General features: G+C 66.4%; 17 protein-coding genes and 1 pseudogene. 9 read left to right on the forward strand and 9 right to left on the reverse strand.

Translation table 11 applies throughout. From position 1 onward, the window contains the following. Positions 1-139: 139 nt before the first annotated feature. On the forward strand, positions 140-1,159 hold the full coding sequence (locus tag JWP83_RS18520; protein WP_297732743.1) for a nitronate monooxygenase: 1,020 nt from the start codon (positions 140-142) through the stop codon (positions 1,157-1,159). A 24-nt stretch (positions 1,160-1,183) separates the two neighbouring features. Here the strand turns inward: JWP83_RS18520 and JWP83_RS18525 are convergent, their stop codons facing one another. From JWP83_RS18525 to JWP83_RS18535, 3 genes are all read right to left on the reverse strand, one after another. Then, positions 1,184-1,408 carry a hypothetical protein gene (locus JWP83_RS18525; protein WP_297732745.1) on the reverse strand — a complete coding sequence of 75 codons (225 nt, stop codon included), beginning with the start codon at positions 1,406-1,408 and terminating at the stop codon, positions 1,184-1,186. Between the two features lie 159 nt (positions 1,409-1,567). Beyond that, positions 1,568-2,563, reverse strand: a complete 996-nt coding sequence (locus tag JWP83_RS18530) for an alpha/beta fold hydrolase (protein ID WP_297732747.1) — start codon at positions 2,561-2,563, stop codon at positions 1,568-1,570. A 213-nt stretch (positions 2,564-2,776) separates the two neighbouring features. Further along, positions 2,777-3,958: a serine/threonine-protein kinase gene (locus JWP83_RS18535; protein ID WP_297732749.1), complete on the reverse strand. Its 1,182-nt coding sequence runs from the start codon at positions 3,956-3,958 to the stop codon at positions 2,777-2,779. Between the two features lie 239 nt (positions 3,959-4,197). On the opposite strand from JWP83_RS18535, the gene JWP83_RS18540 reads away from it, so the two are divergent. Then, positions 4,198-4,500: a hypothetical protein gene (locus JWP83_RS18540; RefSeq protein WP_297732751.1), complete on the forward strand. Its 303-nt coding sequence runs from the start codon at positions 4,198-4,200 to the stop codon at positions 4,498-4,500. On the opposite strand, the gene JWP83_RS18545 is transcribed toward JWP83_RS18540, so the two are convergent. From JWP83_RS18545 to JWP83_RS18565, 5 genes are all read right to left on the reverse strand, one after another. Next, on the reverse strand, positions 4,497-5,765 hold the full coding sequence (locus JWP83_RS18545; RefSeq protein ID WP_297732753.1) for an amidohydrolase family protein: 1,269 nt from the start codon (positions 5,763-5,765) through the stop codon (positions 4,497-4,499). The two genes, JWP83_RS18540 and JWP83_RS18545, sit on opposite strands and share 4 nt — an antisense overlap. A 109-nt stretch (positions 5,766-5,874) precedes the next feature. Then, entirely contained in the window at positions 5,875-6,648 is a 774-nt protein-coding gene (locus JWP83_RS18550) for a class II aldolase/adducin family protein (protein WP_297732755.1), read from the reverse strand. Continuing rightward, entirely contained in the window at positions 6,635-8,257 is a 1,623-nt protein-coding gene (locus JWP83_RS18555; protein WP_297732757.1) for a class I adenylate-forming enzyme family protein, read from the reverse strand. The genes JWP83_RS18550 and JWP83_RS18555 overlap by 14 nt, the downstream gene beginning before the upstream one ends. 49 nt (positions 8,258-8,306) lie before the next feature. Then, positions 8,307-8,624 carry a hypothetical protein gene (locus tag JWP83_RS18560; protein ID WP_297732759.1) on the reverse strand — a complete coding sequence of 106 codons (318 nt, stop codon included), beginning with the start codon at positions 8,622-8,624 and terminating at the stop codon, positions 8,307-8,309. Positions 8,625-8,690: 66 nt separating this feature from the next. After that, positions 8,691-10,172, reverse strand: a complete 1,482-nt coding sequence (locus JWP83_RS18565; protein ID WP_297732761.1) for a PLP-dependent aminotransferase family protein — start codon at positions 10,170-10,172, stop codon at positions 8,691-8,693. 28 nt (positions 10,173-10,200) lie between these two features. Here JWP83_RS18565 and JWP83_RS18570 point away from each other — a divergent pair, with 28 nt between their 5' ends. The 3 genes from JWP83_RS18570 to JWP83_RS18580 all read left to right on the forward strand — a co-directional run bounded on the left by JWP83_RS18570 (position 10,201) and on the right by JWP83_RS18580 (position 12,033). Beyond that, complete coding sequence (locus JWP83_RS18570) at positions 10,201-10,629, forward strand: hypothetical protein (RefSeq protein ID WP_297732764.1); 429 nt, start codon at positions 10,201-10,203, stop codon at positions 10,627-10,629. 440 nt (positions 10,630-11,069) lie between these two features. After that, positions 11,070-11,573, forward strand: coding sequence for a hypothetical protein (locus JWP83_RS18575; RefSeq protein ID WP_297732766.1), 504 nt, complete (start codon positions 11,070-11,072; stop codon positions 11,571-11,573). Between the two features lie 94 nt (positions 11,574-11,667). After that, positions 11,668-12,033: a hypothetical protein gene (locus JWP83_RS18580; protein ID WP_297732768.1), complete on the forward strand. Its 366-nt coding sequence runs from the start codon at positions 11,668-11,670 to the stop codon at positions 12,031-12,033. A gap of 141 nt (positions 12,034-12,174) precedes the next feature. Here the strand turns inward: JWP83_RS18580 and JWP83_RS18585 are convergent, their stop codons facing one another. Continuing rightward, positions 12,175-12,915, reverse strand: a complete 741-nt coding sequence (locus tag JWP83_RS18585) for an SDR family oxidoreductase (protein WP_297732883.1) — start codon at positions 12,913-12,915, stop codon at positions 12,175-12,177. Here JWP83_RS18585 and JWP83_RS18590 point away from each other — a divergent pair. From JWP83_RS18590 to JWP83_RS18605, 4 genes and pseudogenes are all read left to right on the forward strand, one after another. Then, positions 12,905-13,816 carry a DMT family transporter gene (locus tag JWP83_RS18590; RefSeq protein ID WP_367185651.1) on the forward strand — a complete coding sequence of 304 codons (912 nt, stop codon included), beginning with the start codon at positions 12,905-12,907 and terminating at the stop codon, positions 13,814-13,816. The genes JWP83_RS18585 and JWP83_RS18590 overlap by 11 nt on opposite strands. A 59-nt stretch (positions 13,817-13,875) precedes the next feature. Further along, positions 13,876-14,436 (forward strand): annotated as a pseudogene (locus JWP83_RS18595) (hypothetical protein); the annotation flags it as partial. A gap of 114 nt (positions 14,437-14,550) precedes the next feature. After that, a complete protein-coding gene (locus tag JWP83_RS18600) occupies positions 14,551-15,120 on the forward strand; it encodes a carboxymuconolactone decarboxylase (protein ID WP_297732773.1) in 570 nt (189 codons plus the stop codon). A 2-nt stretch (positions 15,121-15,122) separates the two neighbouring features. Next, positions 15,123-16,118, forward strand: coding sequence for a hypothetical protein (locus tag JWP83_RS18605; RefSeq protein ID WP_297732775.1), 996 nt, complete (start codon positions 15,123-15,125; stop codon positions 16,116-16,118). Positions 16,119-16,152 lie beyond the last annotated feature (34 nt).

Raw genomic sequence — 16,152 nt, forward strand, 5'->3', positions numbered from 1 at the left:
GTAGACACGGCATTCTGCGAACGCTCGCCGGCGGTTGGCCGCGACCGAATTCCCGGCGATGCCACTACCGCCGATATGGTCATGATTAAGCTCGATTCGGCGCAACACTGCACTCGGACACCAAAGAGGGGGCACAAAGATGTTGGCGCAATTCGGAATGTCCATTCCCCTGGTCGCTGCCCCGATGGCGGGTGGCCCCACCACGCCGGCGATGGTGTCGGCCGCGAACCAGGCGGGCGCCCTGGGAATGCTGGCGGCCGGGTACAAGACCGTGGAGGCCGTCGAAGCCGAGATCACGAAGATCCGTGCCGAGGGAATCCCTTTCGGAATCAACGTGTTTGCGCCCAATCCCCTGCCCGTCGACCCCGACAGCTACCGCACCTACGCCGCAGTCGTTCAGAAGGACGCCGAGCAGTTTGGCCTGACTCTGCCAGCCGAGCCGATTGACGACACCGACGGGTTCGACGAGAAGATCGCGCTGTTGCTCGACGACCCGGTGCCGATGGTCTCCTTCACCTTCGGGATACCGCCGCGCGACGTGATCGCCGCCCTGCGAAAGGCCAATAGCGTTGTGGTGCAGACGGTGACGACGCCCGACGAGGCGGCGCAAGCGCGCGACGCCGGGGTCGACATGCTTGCCGTGCAGGCGGCGACGGCCGGCGGGCATTCGGGCACGCTCTCGCCGCGCAAACCGTTGACGCCGGTCCCGATCGTCGACCTTGTCAAGCAGATCGTCGCGACCGTGCCGCTGCCGGTGATGGCCGCCGGCGGGCTCGCCACGCCCGCCGCGGTGGCCGAGGTGATCCGCGCCGGCGCGGCGGCGGCCGCGGTCGGGACGGTTCTGCTACGCGCCACCGAAAGCGGCGCCTCGGCCACCCACCAGGCGGCCCTCACCGATCCCGCTTACACCGAGACGGTGATCACCCGGGCCTTTACCGGCCGCCCGGCCCGCGGCCTGCGCAATGCGTTCATCGACGCCCACGAGGCGGAGGCGCCGCTGGGCTATCCGGCGATTCACTACCTCACCAGCCCGATGCGCAAAGCCGCCGCTGCCGCGGGCAAACCCGACTACGTCCATCTGTGGGCGGGCACCGGGTATCGGCACGCCACCGCCGAGCCCGCGGCCGACATTCTGCGGCGATTGGCCTCCGGCCTCTGACCGTCTACCGGCCGGTCGGGGAATTCAGTTGCTCAGGTACAGGTACCACAGGCCGTCGGGATGCTCGACGCAGGAGAAATGGGTAAAGGTGCCGGGATGGTTCACCTCGACGTGGGGGCCGTCCACCATGCATGCGGCTTGAGTCGAGTAGTTGCCCTCCACTTGGATTTCGTCAGCGTTGCTGATACCTACGCCGGTGGTCATCAGTCCACAGAACGCCAGGACACCGGCGGCAACGGTCTTCCTCATCAGGCACCTCCAGTGCGCTTCCACCCTTGAGGCAAGGGATACAGCCAATTGCTGATGGTCCGACGTTAGCGAGCCGCGCCCGTTCCCGCACAGCAAATGAAAAGAATTTGCACGGCCATAATATTGAGCGCTCCGCGTTGGGACTTTCGGCGACCGCATTCAACTGGCCGCACCCCGGGCGGGCCGACGCCGCATGGACATCACGCCGTCGATCGCGTTGCTGACGCACTGTGCGTCCTCTTCGAGCAGCATGTGCCCGGCGGTGGGCCGGCGCAGGTGCGTGGCACCCGGGATGGCCGCCGCAAGGTCGCGTGCGTGGTCGGCCGGGGTGGTTCGGTCCGCTCCGCCGCTGATGACGACCGTGTTGGCGGCGATCGCGGCCAGCGCGTCGTACTGGTCGTATCGCTTCAGGCTGGGAAGGAAGCCGGCCGCGGTCGTCAATGAAATGGTGCGGATCGCGGATTGGGTGACCGCCGCGGCGCCATACCGCTCGACGCCGGAATATTTGATGATGCCTTCGCAGAAGGGCCGCACCAGCCCGTTGATCGCCTGGTCCGTCGCGCGTCGGGGCATGTGGTGCACGAGGTCGAACAGCGCTCCCGTGGCGCGGGTGGCCAGCAGGCGGCCGAGCCCCCGTTCGGCGAGTCGGCCGGCCGCGCTGGCGACCAGGACGAGGCCCTGCGGTTCCACCGGGCGATCGGCGGCGGGGCGGCCCAGGTAGGCCAGCGCCGTCATCCCGCCCATCGAGTGCCCCGCCAGCGTCAGCGGCCCGTTCACGCGCAGAACCGTCAGGACGTCGGCGAGGTCGGCGGCGAGCCGGTCGATCCGGTAGGTGTGCATGTCGGCGCCGGTCGAACGGCCGTGTCCGCGCTGATCGTAGGTGATGATTCGCACGCTGTTGCCCCACCGGCGGACCAGGTGACGGACCTGAAGTGCCCAGCTGGACTGCGTCAGGCACAGGCCGTGCAGCAGGACGACGGTGTGTTCGCGGGTACCGGCGGCGCCGTAGTCACGGACCGCCAGCCGCACGCCGTCACTGGCGATCACCGTGCGCTCGACATAGCCATCGCACGTGGCGGGCAGTCGTTGCGGGCGAGCGGCAGTTGTCCCACCGTACGCGTTTGATCCCGTAGTCAGTTCCGGCTGAGTGAACACGGTGGGCTCCTGGTCGGTGTCTATGTCGAGGGGATCCCGACACCTTGTTGCACTCGAAGCTACGGATGGACGACGGCGCTGGCGCTCTTGTGCGCAATAGCCACGCAACAAGCGATTTTGAGCTATTTGCGGATTGTGCTCAGTGCGGGTCGTCGGCTGAGGCGCCAGCAACCAGATTCCTTGCCGCACTGGCATTTAGCAGCTCGCGGAAGCCTAATCTCCGCCGTCGCCGCCGTGTCCCTTGCCGTGGCCTTTACCAGGGCCGCGCCGTGGCGGAACCGGGGGTTGTTCGGTGGGTGGGGGCGGGGGCACCGGATTGCTGACGGGCACCGGCGACGGACTGCTCGTGGTCACCGGATTGGCGGGTGCGTGCGAGGGCGCGGGATCGAACGCGATCGCGAACGGGACAACGATCATTGCCGCCAAGACCGCGAGGGCTGCGAGCACCTTCTTTGTGCGGCCTGCCATCCGTGGAACCCGTGGGGGCACAAACGGATTGGCTACCGGCGGCGGCAGCGGCATCTCGAGCACCTTGGTGGCCGGGCGCCGCGGCGCGGCGACCGGCACGCCGGGCGTGCTCGCGGTCCGACGGCCGTGCAGGACTTCCCGCATCTCCCCGGCGCTGCCGAACCGCTGTCGGGGATCCGGCGCCATCGCGCGTTCGATCACGGTGATCAGGGCGGCATCGACGTCGGGTCGTAGCAGGGTGAGTGGCGGCGGGCGGTCATGCAAGATGGCGCGGGCCAGTGCGGCCATATTGTCGTGTGGGAAGGGGCGATGGCCCGCAAGTGCTTCATAGCCCACCACCCCGACGGCGTAAAGGTCGTCGGCCACACAGGCGGGCGCCCCGGCGAGCCGCTGGGGGCTCAAGTAGGCGATCGTGCCCACGACCTGGCCGGTCAGTGTGAGGGCGGCCTCCCGGGTCTTGGCGATCCCGAAGTCCGCGACCTTCACGATCTCGCCGTCGGCACCGACCAGGATGTTTCCGGGCTTGATGTCCCGATGCAGGATGGCCGCGCAATGCGCGGCGGTCAGTGCGGCGAGAACGTTGTCGAGCGCGGCCCGGACCTGCGGGTATGGACGGGGACCGCGAGCTATCTGGTCGGCGAGGGTGTCGCCGGGCAACCGTTCCATCACGATGAAAGGGATGCCGTCGTGCTCGCCGCTGTCGTAGACCGCGACGATGTTCGGTTGGTTCAGCGCGGCGGCCGCGCGCGCCTCCCCGTCGAATCGGCTCCGAATGTCGGGTTGCGCGTTGAACGCCGGGTGCAAGAGCTTGATGGCGATGGGGCGATTTAGTCGGGTGTCCCAGCCGTCGCGAACCTCGGCCATGCCACCGAGGCCAAGCCTGCCCCGCACCTCGTAGCGGCCAGAAAGCAACGCGAGGGTGTTCATTCGCCCTGCCAATCCCCACAGCTTTATAGACGATCGGGCACTGGACGCGACGACCGACGTGCCCGGTCGGCTACCCAAAGGTCGGCGGTTCAAAACGCATGCGCGCGACGACCAGCGCTTTTACGCGTCGCGCTCAGCGGGCGCGACATTTTCGCAATCCGATCGAGGCGTCGCTCCGAAGGACTATCGAGCAGTAGTTGTGGCGGGGACGCCGTAGGTCGAAGAGGAGGCCTGTCTTGATGGGAATAGCGACGTTCAAAACGGTTGCTGCTGGCGATGGTTCACCGCAATCCGCATCCGAATACCGCTACTACCTGCTGGTCCACGCGATCGCGACGGCGCTGCTGTTGATCGCTTTGGTGGCCGCAATATGGCAGTTCATGGACTGGATCGTGGCGCCGGCATGCCCGAAGGACGCCTCCCTGCCGTCGGCGTCGTCGTCGACGGTGGCCGCGTCACACCGCTATTCGGGCGGCGCCGAGTCGGCGCTCTACGAGGCCGACTGCCCCTGCCCCCGCGAGCGTCAGCGCGAGAAGGTTTAGAACGCCTCGGGATTGCGCTGGACCTCGACCGGCACCGGGTGGCGGTAGAGCCGAGACGCGTTCTCCCAGCTGAACTTACGTATCACGTCCGGCGGCAGATCGCCGATCTGCTCGTGGATCGTTTCTTGGGTGTGCGGCCAGGTGGAGTCGCAGTGCGGGTAATCGGCTTCCAACATGATGTTGTCCACGCCTATCCGGTCGCGCTGCACGAACGACGACTTGTCCTCCACTGCGCAGAACCAGAAATTCCGGGTGAAAACCTCTGCGGGAGTCAAGCTTTCGCCAAGGGCTTGCCAGGTGCCGTACATCGCGTGGTAGCTGAGCATGTGGTCGAGGCGATCCAACAGCCCAGCAACCCAGCCGATTCCGCCTTCCGACAGACAGATTTTCAGGTCGGGGAACCTGCTGGGCAGGCCGGAATACAACCAGTCGACCGCCGCGGAAATGGCGTAGGCGAAGAACAGCACGCCCTGGACATCCGGCGGCGCATCGTCGGTGGTGGACGGCGAGGATCCCGACGACCCGATGTGCAGGTTCACGACGGTGTCCGTCTCGGCGCACGCGGCCATTATCGGGTCCCAGTGGCCGGAGTGAATGCTCGGCAATCCGAGCATCGCCGGGTTCTCGCTGAAGGTGACGGCGTGAAAACCGCGTTCGGCGTTCTCATAGATCATCTTCGCGCCGAGCTCGGGGTCCAGCAGCCACGGCAATTGGCAGGGAATGATGCGTGCGGGATATGAACCCGCCCAGACCTCGAGGTGCCAGTCGTTCCAGGCCCGCACGGAGGCCAACGCCAGGTCGCGATCCTTGGTGACCTGCTGCAGCCGCTGGCCGGCGAACCCCGGCAGGAACGAAGGAAAATTGAGCGAGGCGTATATGCCGTTCAGATCCATGTCTGTGACACGCGCGTGGATATCCCACGCACCCCTGCGCATCTCGTCGAACCGGACCGGCTCGAATCCGTACTCCGCCACCGGCCGCCCGACCACGGCGTTGAATCCGACATTGGGCAGTTCCCGGCCGTCGTAGACCCAGGTCTGTCCCCCGTTCCCGGTCTCCACGACCTTTGGGGCGCGGTCGGCGAACTTTCGCGGCAGGCGGCCGGTGAAGGTATCCGGCGGTTCGACGATGTGGTCGTCCACCGAGATCACCGGGTAGCGGCGCCGCGCCCGCGGCGGATCCGGCAGCAAAGTGACCGAGCGATCATGCCCGGTCTTTGCCGTGGTGAAGTTCAGGTCACCCGCCAGCTCATCGATCGATTTCACTCGTCACTCTCCTTGCGGGCCAGGGTCGTGCAAATCGAGCGTGCGATGACGGCTTTCGGTGGGCGCTGCCAGCGACGTCGGTCGGCGTGTCGCCGCCCCGCGTGCACACTCACTTGAGGACATCGGGACCGGCCTTGATGGTCATCCGCGCCGCCCCCGCCCAGTACACGTCGGCGGCGCGTTCGATCAGCGACCGTTGCATGCCGGCCATGTCCGACCAGTTCATCTTCGCCGGCTCCCGGCCGGTGAGCATGACGTCATAGGCCAGCTTGCATACCCGTTCGATCGACGCCGCCCGGTAGACGGCTTCCGGCAGGCTGCGACCGGTGGCGATGACACCGTGGTTGGCCAGGATCGTGAGGTTCGCGCCCCCGATGCGCGCGGCGAGGTCCGCCGCGCGGGCCGGGCTGTCGATCTCCCCGTCGTACGTGTCGACCAGGCACAGGTCGTCGAGGTATAGCGAACCGGTTTGGTGGACCAGTTCGGGGAGCCTGCCCAGCGCGGCGAGCACGCATACGTAATAGGGGTGGTTGTGAATGACCACCCGGGCGTCGTCGCGGACGCGGTGCAGTTCCGTGTGGATGTGGATGGCCGGGGTGACATCCCATCGACCTCGGACCACCCTTGCGTCGCTGTCCACCATGCAGATGTCTGAGGCGGTGAGCTCCTGCCACCACAGCCCCCACGGATTGACGAACATGTCCGTTTGGCCGTCGAGCTGCCACGTGATGTGTCCGGCCATGTTCTCGGCGAATCCGATGGCGGCGAGGTGCCGGAAGGCGACGGCGAGCGCCTGCTCGTTGGACAGCTCGACGCCGATCGGGGGCACCACCGATGGCGACCAGACCTCGAGGCCACCTCGACGTGCGTCAGGAGCGTTCATGATCCGCCTCCGTCCTGATTCGAATATCCTCGCGGAGCTGGCCTTTGGCAATCTTGCCGCCGGACGACCGGGGAAGCTCGTCAACCACGATGAGTCGTTCGGGCAGCAGTTCCTTGGAGACTCCCAGCGCCAACAGGTGCCCGACGAGCTCGGGCAGGTCGATGGTCTGGGAGTCGGCGAGTTCGGCGTAAAGGCAGACCTTTTCACCGAACACCGGATCGGGCATTGCGACCGCTGCCGCTACCGCGATCGCCGGGTGGGTCGTGACGGCGTCCTCGACCTGCGCCGCGCTGACGTTCTTTCCGCCGCGCAGGATGAAATCGGAGGTGCGGCCGGTGACGCTGAGATAGCCGTCCGCGTCGATCTCGCAGATGTCGCCCATGCGCATCCACCCGTCGGGGGTGAATAGCTTGTCGTGGTCGGTCCCGCCCAGGTACCCGAGGCTGGTCGCCGGGCCCCGGCACGCGGGCTGGCCGCGCCCGGTCTCGGTGACGTCTTGATCGCCGTCGAAGAGCCGGACCGCCATTTCGGGAACGATCCGGCCGCCCGTGCGGAGCCGGCGTTCGCGGGGGTCGTCGACCGTGGTCGCGCTGAGCAACCCAGTCTCGTTCGAGCCGTAAAACTGCAGGATCTTCGCGCCGGTGAGTTCCTCGAACTCCGCGGCGGGCCGGAACGGCAACGCCTCGCCGCCGCCGAAAACGACACGCAGCGAACTCAGGTCGTGATCGCGGCAAGCCGGGTGCGCCATCAGCATCGTCAATTGCGTGCTGACACAACACAGTACGGTGACCTTGTGGTGGGCGATCGCCTCACACGCCGCACGCGCGGTGAACCGCGGCAGGATCACCGCGGTGGCGCCGAGATAGATCGGCGTGGTGTGGCTGGTCCATATTCCAAACCCGAACGGCGTCGGTATGACCGGCAGGAAGACGTCGTCCGAAGTCAGCAACCCGTTGGCGACCGCCTTCTGGTGAAAGTAGTACCAACGGTTTTGTGTGTGCACCACGCATTTGGGCAGGCCGGTCGTCCCGGAAGTGGAGTTGATCAGGAACACGTCGTCGGGCCCCAGCTGTGATTCCACGCCCACCGCCCTCGGCTGCGCGTGAACGCTCAGCCGCAGCGCACCGGGATCACCGTCCAGGACCAGCGCGGACAACGGCGATTCGCCGGCCACACCCGCCGCGGCGGGGCTGCGCTGTGGATCGCTGATCAAGACCTTTGGCCGCGAATTGCGCAGTATCTCGGCGACCTCGCGGGTTCCGGCGCGTGCGCCGATACCGACCACGACGGCGCCGCACCGTTCGATCGCGACGAACAGCACGTGGATGGCGGTGGAATCGCCATGCCACACCGCCACCCGATCCCCGCGCACCACACCGACCCCGGCCAGCAGCTCGGCCAATTCGCTTGCCGCATCGTCGAATTCTCGCCAGCTGAGCGACCGTCCGGGATGGTCGACGTAGCCGGGAAGGTCCGGCGTCGATTGGGCGTTACGACGTACCGCGTCGGACAGCGTGGCATCCGACCACCAGCCGGCGGCGCGAAACAGGGCCGGGTCCTCGTCGGTGAATGCCGGCGAGCCTACGGTATCCAGCCCACCGGTGCTCATGCCCAAATGATAGGAAAAGCGTTCGTCGTTCAGTCGGGAAGTCCGGTCGCTAAGGATTCTGCGGGGCCGGTGCGTTGTGTTGGTTGGCGTCACCGGTGCCCGGACGCGCGTGCGGCGTCGGGCAGGTGCGACGCGGAATGCAGCCACAGTTCAGGCCGATGATGCAGCCGCCCCCGCCAACGGGTTGCACCGAAATCGCGCCGCCGCCGTCGCCGGCGGTGGGCGCCACGCTCGACGACGGGGCCGTTACGCCGCTCGGTGGCTCGTCAGCACCGGCCTGCCCGCCACGGAAGCCCAATCCAACCGCAAATACCACAGCGGCGCCACCGCAGACCGCGGCCGCCGTCCTGGCCACGCGAATCGTCACGGCCACCAACTGTAGTTTCATATCGCGGGATGCGCACAGCGACACGGAATGTGTCGCGACCACGAGTCAGGGCTTTTGAACCGGGGTTGATTTCTGGCGCCGGTTTGGGTGGTGGGCGTCCTGTTCCCGATAGATCGACGCGAGCGTCGTCAACCCGGCGCGGATCGTCGGCTCATCGATAGCGCCGTAGCCCACTACGAGTGCCGGTGGAGCCGAGCGCGGAACCGACCAGTGCCAACTGGCTCCCTCGATGACGAGGCCTCGCTTGTAGGCGGAGTCAACCAGACACAACTCGTCGCACCAGTCCGGTAGTTGCAAGTACAGGTGAAGACCCGCCCCTACGCGCTTGGGCACGGCGTCGGGCATCGATACCGCGAGTGCGCCGAGCGCAGTGCCGAGTCGGCGACGATAGATTGGACGCACCCGACGGAGATGTCGGGTCAGGCCACCGGTGTCGATGAATCGCGCGAGCGCAATCTGTTCGAGCATGGTGGTTCCCATGTCATCGAGCAGCTTCTGTTGAACCACGTCCTCGACAATCCGGCCGGGCAGGGTCATCCAACCGAGTCGGAGTGCGGGAGTTAGGGTTTTGCTCGCGCACCCGGCATACACAACACGCTCGGGTGCGAGTCCCTGGAGGGCACCAATGGGCGCGCGGTCATACCGGAACTCGGCGTCGTAGTCGTCTTCGATGATCAGCGCATCCTTGGTGTGAGCCCATTCGATGAGAGCTGTCCGCCGCGCCGGGCTGAGAAGTGCGCCGGTCGGGTAGGAGTGTGCCGGCGCGACGAGCACGGCGGCGACGTCGTGTTCGGCCAGCCCGACAACGTCGAGGCCTTCGTCGTCTACCGGGATGGGCACCACTCGAAGACCGGTGTTGGCGATCGCCTCCCTGTGGAACCCAAAACCGGGGTCTTCGATCGCGATCGCTTCGGCACCGCGCTTCCGCAAAGCTCGGCATAGCAGCACGATCGCCTGAGTCAGGCCGGATGTGATCAGTAAACGGTCGGACCGGGCGACGGCGCCACGTACGCGAGTGACGTAGTGGGTGAGCGCTTCTCGCAGCGATGCCTCGCCAAGCGGGCCCGGGTAACCCAACCGCTGATTGGGCACGGTGCTGAGCGCCCAGCGGTAGTGGCGAAGCCATTCGGCTCGCGGGAAGAGAGCGGGGTCGGGCAAGCCGCCGACGAGACGGACCGTGTGCGGCGCTGCGGCGTGGAGCGTGGGATCGGCGAGAACCGGTTTGGTGGTGGGCAACACGCGTGTTCCGGATCCTTGCCGGGCGCCCAGATAGCCTTCAGCCGCGAGCTGTTCGTATGCGTCGACGACAACGCTCCGTGCAACCCCGAGTTCGCGTGCCAGTGTTCGCGACGGTGGAAGCGGTGCAGCGACCGGTAATCGACCCTGCTGGATCGCCAGCCGCAATTGGTGCTGCAGCTGCTCGCGCAGCCCCCCTCGCCCAGATCTGTCCAACGCGAGCAGGATGTCCGGAAAGCCCGGGACGGGCGAATTGGTCCGTTCAGAAATATCTGAATTGGATCCTGACACGAACCAATCGTACGGCCAAGCTGAAAGGGTGCAACGAACAAACACCGCCGCCACTGCGCTGGCGGTCCCGGTACTCACCCCGTGGATGCCTGGGCCGGTCAACCCGCTCGACAGGCCCGTCGTTGTCAGCGTCACGGAATTCGCCTCCGATCATCTCCGTGATCTGCCTGGGGTGGTGCTCAAAGGCCTACGGTTGCGCATGGGCTGGTACGCCATGCCCGGAGCTGTCGGGCTCTGGTTATGGTCGCTCCCCGCAAGAGCAATCGGTGGTTCGATATCGGTTTGGCTGGGCCAGGAAGACCTGGAGCGGTTCATCGGTTTGCCCCAGCACGTCGGCATCATGCAGCGATACGGTCCCAGGGGCACGGTTCGATCCACGGAATGGCACGCGGACAGATTTGATCCCGATCTCATCGTCGAACGCGCGCGCATCTGGATCACCGGGCGGTCGCGGTGAATCCCCTGACCTTGTACGCAACAGGCCGCGTCCTTTTCGGTGTGGCCGCGCTAGTCACTCCCGGGACCGCGGGGCGGATACTCGCGGGCGACGGTGGTGCAGCGCCCGACGCCCAAGCATTCCTGCGCGGTATGGGAGGACGTGAAATCGGTCTCGGTCTTGGCCTTCTGGCGATGATCCGCACCAATGGGCCCGTCAAACCATGGCTCGCGGGCGCCCTGCTCGCGGACTGCAGTGACATCGCGGGGATCGGGGGCGCGTGGCAGCATATGACGCCATCAAAACGCTTGCTCGGCTTGGGGACCGCCGGTGGCGCCGCGGCAACAGGAGCCATAATTTTTGGAACGCTAGGCCGAAAATCGATTTCTGCTTAATTCCCACCACTACTGCCATGATTGGTGTTCGCCGACCGAATCGGGCCGCACGTGAGGTGGTGGGCAATGAAAACCACTCGAATCTCGGGGCTTTGGCCGGGACTGCTGAGCGGCGCCGCCGCCGGGGCCGCCGGCACCACCGCGCTCGACGTGATCACCTATCTGGACATCGCGGTGCGGGGCCGGCCGACGAGCTCGACGCCCGAAAGAACCGTCGAAGCGATGGCGAGACTGTTTGGCCTGACGGTGCCGGGAACCGGTGACGTCTTGGCAAACCGGTTGCTCGGCCTTGGCGCGCTGACCGGGTATGCCGCGGGCATCGGGATGGGCCTGATCCTCGGGCTGGCCTACGCGCTGGGGTGGCGCCCGCGGCTATTCGTGGCCACGCTGGTCGCGACGGCGATCGCCCTCATCGGGACCAACGGACCGATGACCGTGCTCGGGGTGACCGACCCTCGAACCTGGGGCGTCGTCGGCTGGATCAGCGATTTGGTCCCGCATTTCGGCTACGGGGTGGTCACCGCCCTCGTGCTGCATTACCTCTACCCGCGAAGCCGGGCCTCGACTTGACCGCCGGTTGTTGGGATCGGTAGCCACGCACCCGGTTTCCACTTTGCCGCATAGCCGCTGCAGCGGGCAGCGATCGGCAAGGAGGAATTCGCGCATGAAGACAAAGGCCGCAGTCCTGCTGTCCGGGGCGTTGGTCGCTTTGTTGCTCCTGTCGCGCTATTTCGCGCTGAGCCGAGCCGGCCTGCCGCTGGGGTGGATGCTCTACCTCGGGCTGCCGATCACCGTGGCCGGCGTGCTGTTTGCGCTACGCCTCATCAACCTCGGCGCGGGATGGGGCGGTAGGGACGTGAGCCGCGGCTTCGGGGCGCCCGCGCGTCCCGTAGCGCTCTCGCAGCCGGAATCGGCGGCTCAGGCGTCGGTTTCGGAGCGCCTCAGGGAACTCGAGGCGTTGCGCGCCGCGGGCGCGATCTCCGACACCGAGTACAGCGCGCGGCGCCTCCACATCATCTCCGAGCTGTGAGGCGCCAGCTTCGCCATCGCGGTCACCGATGGCGGCCATCAAGAATGCGGAGCCAATCCTGTTGCCCGCCAAGCTTTTCCTCCAAGAGGACTAGCCAGAAGAAATCGCCGACGGGGTTCATCGCGTCGCGACTGAACGCTCCTAGCCCTGGGCCGTGGGGCGAAGAACGATCTCACCGATCTCGACCTCGTGGGGTTGTTCGATGGCGAATGCGATGGCTCGTGCGACCGCCGCCGGTGGGAGGCCGAAGTCGTTCATGGTGCGTCGGATCTGCTCACGCTGCGCTGCATCGTCGATGGAACTGTCGAGCTCCGTGTCGACGAATCCCGGCGATATCGAGGTGGTTCGTAACACACCGTCGGTTGACTCTTGACGCAGGCCTTCCATGACAGTCCGAACGGCGTTCTTGGTGGCCGCGTACACCGCCATGGTGGGCACGACTTTCAGCCCGGCGGTGGATACGGTCGTCACGAAGTGCCCGCGGCCCTGCCGGCCGAATACCGGTAGCGCCGCGGCAATGCCATGCAGCACTCCGCGCAGGTTGACGTCGATCATCGCCGACCAGCCGCCGACGTCGAGATCCGACACCGGCCCGATCTTGCTGATTCCGGCGTTGCTCACCAGGACATCAAGCTGACCGAACTCGTCGATGGCCGTTCCGACGAGCCGCTCGAGGTCCGCAGGGCGCGTGACATCGGTTGGACGGGTGGCGACCGCGCCCCCGCGGCCGCGAATGTCACGTGCGATGCCGTCGAGGCGCTCGGCGCGACGCGCACCGAGGACCACGCTGGCGCCGCGCTCGGCGAGCAGACGCGCGGTCGCCTCGCCGATCCCGCTGCTCGCGCCGGTGATCGCCACGACTTTGCCCTCGATGTCGTCCATCCCCGTCCCTTCATACGGCAAACCCGTTGATGTCTCGTATTGTCGGTCTGTGCTCATCGGGTTCCTGCTCGCGCTGGGTTGCTCGGTGTGCTACGGGACCGCCTCGGTATTGCAGGCCGTCGCGACACGATCGGTCGAACCCGCAAGCAAGTCGGGCGTTGACGCGGTCTTGCTGATGCGCGCCGCGCGGCAGTGGCGCTATCTCGCCGGCATCGGTCTTGACGGCCTCGGTTTTCTGCTTCAGGTGATGGCGCTGCGGTTGGTGCCGATCTATGTCGTCGCCGCGGCGCTGGCCGCCTCCATCGCGGTCACCGGCATCGTATCCGCGTGGGTGCTGTCGGCGCGGCTTTCACGGGCCGAGTGGACGGCGGTCGGGGTGGTCTGCATGAGCCTCGCCGTGCTGGCCTGCGCGGCCGGGCCGGGGCACTTTCGTCACGCCCCGGCCGGACTCGGCTGGGCGTTGATCGGTGTGGTCGCCGGAGTATTCATCGCTGGTGCCGCCGCAGGCCGGTTGCCTGATCGCGAGCGCGCGCTTGCCCTTGGCCTTGGCGCCGGAAGCGGGTTCGGGGTCGTCGAGATCGGCGTGCGCCTGGTCGACGTGATCGATCCGACCAAGGCCGCCTTCTACACCCAGCCGGCTCTGTACGCGGCGGCCGGAGGCGGCGCCGCGGGATTCCTCTTGCTCACCTCCGCCTTACACCGCGGATCGGTGACCACCACTGTGGCCGCGATGGTCGTCGGTGAAACGATCGCTCCCGCGATCGTCGGGGTCGTATGGCTGGGTGACACCGCTCGCGACGGTCTCGGCTGGCTGGTGATCGCGGGATTCGTTGTGGCGGTGTCCGGAACACTGGTTTTGGCACGGTTCGGCGAAGCTCCCACGCCTGCCGAGTCCGGTTGAGCCAGGGCGTCACGCGCGGTCACGTTCTCCTGGAGGAATTCGGAACCTCGGTCAGTCACTTGGGCGATACCTACGGACGGATCGGTGGCGAGGACCAGCCGCCCGAGCGGGTGTATCTCGCGCTCGAGGAGCACTACCACACCCGCCTGCTGGCCTACGTGCTGGACATGTTCGGTCTGCCGTTCCAGGTCGTGGTGCCGCCATTCGTAATGCGGCAATTCGTCAAGATGGAAGTCTTTCTGCCCGAGCGAATCGGATTCCCGTTCGTGGGCGCGGCGGAAATGGCGGGCTGCATCATGTTTGACGAGTTGCGCAGCGCAGGCGTCGAGTTGTTCGCCGACGAGCCAGACGTGGCCGCTCGGATCGACCGGCTTTACACCGAGATACTCACCGACGAGCTGGGCCACGTCGGCTACTGCTCAGCACGCTGCGCCCGCTCCGAACGATCTTTAATGCGTTGGCTCTACCCGCTTTTCGGACGCATGTTTGCTCGCCAGACCGCTGAGATAAGCCTCCTCATCGACCCCGCGAAGCTGCACGCCCGCCTCGACGAGCCGTTCGATGTCGAGGGGCTCGCCACCAGCGTGCCGAACGAAACGTTCGTCGCCGCGCACCCTTGATCGAATCGAGTCGCAGCCTGCGACCGTTTGACCCGTTTCAGATGGGTGGCCGCCAGTGTGCGCGGTGCTGACGATCCTGTTTCGAGTGCCCGGCACCGCGGTAATTCTGATCGGATGACTGACACATCCGACTTCGGCACGTTCGGCCGGTTCGTCGAAACACCGGTCGACGAGATGTCACCACAGATGAAAGAGGCGTACGACTTCACCCGCGAACTGCGGGGGCTGGTCCCCGGTCCGCACAGGATATGGCTCGCGAACCCCACGCTGTCCAAGACGATCGTCCCGACCGGTGCGTACTTCCAGCGTGATTCGACGTTGACGAAGGCCGAGATCGAGATCGCGACCACCATCGTCAACGCCCGGTGGCGCAGCGCATACGCCAACTATGAACACGAGATCATCGCCGAGCGCGATGGACACCTGCACCCGCGGCGTGTTGAAGCGATGATCGCCGGGCTGCCAACGTCTTTCGACGACCCGCGCCAGCAGGTGGTCTACGAGCTGGCATCGGCGTTGGTCGCCGCTCGTGTCGTGCCGCTCGGCCTGTACCGGCGGGCCAAGGAGTTGCTTGGTGACGCGGGCGTCGTGGACGTCGCGGTGCTGCTGGGCTGGTTCACCATGGTGTGTATGACGCTGGGCGCCTTCGACGTTCCGGCCTCCGCCCGGGGATTGGAGCAATAAGCATGGCGCTGCCCCCGCTGCCCACCGTCACGATGACGCCCGCCGCGTTCTTCCCGCAAAAATACTTCCTGGAAAACCTCGCCGTGCGTGCCGACGGATCCGTCCTCATCACCGCCGTCCTGCAGAAGGAACTGTGGTGGGTTCCACCCGTAGATCCCGCTGCGGTGGCGGAACCCGTCCTGGTGCACCGCTTCGACCACCCGGTCACCGGCATCACGGAGGTCGCGCCCGACGTGTTCGTCATCAACCTCACAGAGGCCTATACCACTCACGAATCGCATTTGGTCCGAATCGATTTCGCCGCATGGACACCGGGTGCGCCGATGTCACCGGAGGTCATCTACACCTTCGATGACCGTGTCCGCGGCCTCAACGGCAGTTGCCTGCTCGGGCCGAACGTGCTGGTGGTCGCGGACTGCTTCGCCGGACTGATCTGGCGCGTAGACCTCGCCGGCGACGCCCGCGGCGCGACGGCCCGGGTATGGCTCGCCGACGACAGCATGGCCGATGATCCCGACAGCGGCGTGCCGCCACCGCCGCAGCCGGGTGTCAACGGTGTGCGGTACGGCGCACAGACCGGTTATCTCTACTACACGTGTACCGCGCAGCAGGTGTTCATGCGCGTCCCCGTGGATTCGTCCAGCCTCGATCCGGCCGGGCCGCCACAATTCGTCGCCGCCATCGACAACGCCGACGACTTCTGCCTCGACGAGGACAACGGATTCGCTTACGTCACAAGGCATCGCACCAACACTATCGATCGGGTCCCGCTGGCGCCGAGGCACGGCAGCGAAGTCCGCCACATCGCCGGCGACCCGTTCGACGAAACGCTCGTCGGGCCGTCCAGCGCCGCATGGGGGCGCGGTCCCCAAGACCACGGCCGCGTCGCCTACGTCACGACCGACGGCGGGACCACCGCGCCCCCGCACGGCATCACCCGCCGGGCCGCGCTGCTGCGCGTTGAGTTCGATTACGTTCACCCTCGCCTCAACCAATAGGCACCTGATGTAAAAACGCTGTCAATCTCCCGTA

The sequence above is a fragment of the Mycobacterium sp. genome, assembly GCF_025965855.1.
Taxonomy (GTDB): domain Bacteria; phylum Actinomycetota; class Actinomycetes; order Mycobacteriales; family Mycobacteriaceae; genus Mycobacterium.

Bases quoted from the DNA above. Each gene is read 5' to 3' on its own strand.
- JWP83_RS18520 (WP_297732743.1), top strand. From the start codon at position 140: ATGTTGGCGCAATTCGGAATGTCCATTCCCCTGGTCGCTGCCCCGATG.
- JWP83_RS18525 (WP_297732745.1), bottom strand. From the start codon at position 1,408: ATGAGGAAGACCGTTGCCGCCGGTGTCCTGGCGTTCTGTGGACTGATG.
- JWP83_RS18535 (WP_297732749.1), bottom strand. From the start codon at position 3,958: ATGAACACCCTCGCGTTGCTTTCTGGCCGCTACGAGGTGCGGGGCAGG.
- JWP83_RS18540 (WP_297732751.1), top strand. From the start codon at position 4,198: ATGGGAATAGCGACGTTCAAAACGGTTGCTGCTGGCGATGGTTCACCG.
- JWP83_RS18550 (WP_297732755.1), bottom strand. From the start codon at position 6,648: ATGAACGCTCCTGACGCACGTCGAGGTGGCCTCGAGGTCTGGTCGCCA.
- JWP83_RS18555 (WP_297732757.1), bottom strand. From the start codon at position 8,257: ATGAGCACCGGTGGGCTGGATACCGTAGGCTCGCCGGCATTCACCGAC.
- JWP83_RS18575 (WP_297732766.1), top strand. From the start codon at position 11,070: ATGAAAACCACTCGAATCTCGGGGCTTTGGCCGGGACTGCTGAGCGGC.
- JWP83_RS18580 (WP_297732768.1), top strand. From the start codon at position 11,668: ATGAAGACAAAGGCCGCAGTCCTGCTGTCCGGGGCGTTGGTCGCTTTG.
- JWP83_RS18590 (WP_367185651.1), top strand. From the start codon at position 12,905: ATGTCGTCCATCCCCGTCCCTTCATACGGCAAACCCGTTGATGTCTCG.
- JWP83_RS18585 (WP_297732883.1), bottom strand. From the start codon at position 12,915: ATGGACGACATCGAGGGCAAAGTCGTGGCGATCACCGGCGCGAGCAGC.
- JWP83_RS18600 (WP_297732773.1), top strand. From the start codon at position 14,551: ATGACTGACACATCCGACTTCGGCACGTTCGGCCGGTTCGTCGAAACA.
- JWP83_RS18605 (WP_297732775.1), top strand. From the start codon at position 15,123: ATGGCGCTGCCCCCGCTGCCCACCGTCACGATGACGCCCGCCGCGTTC.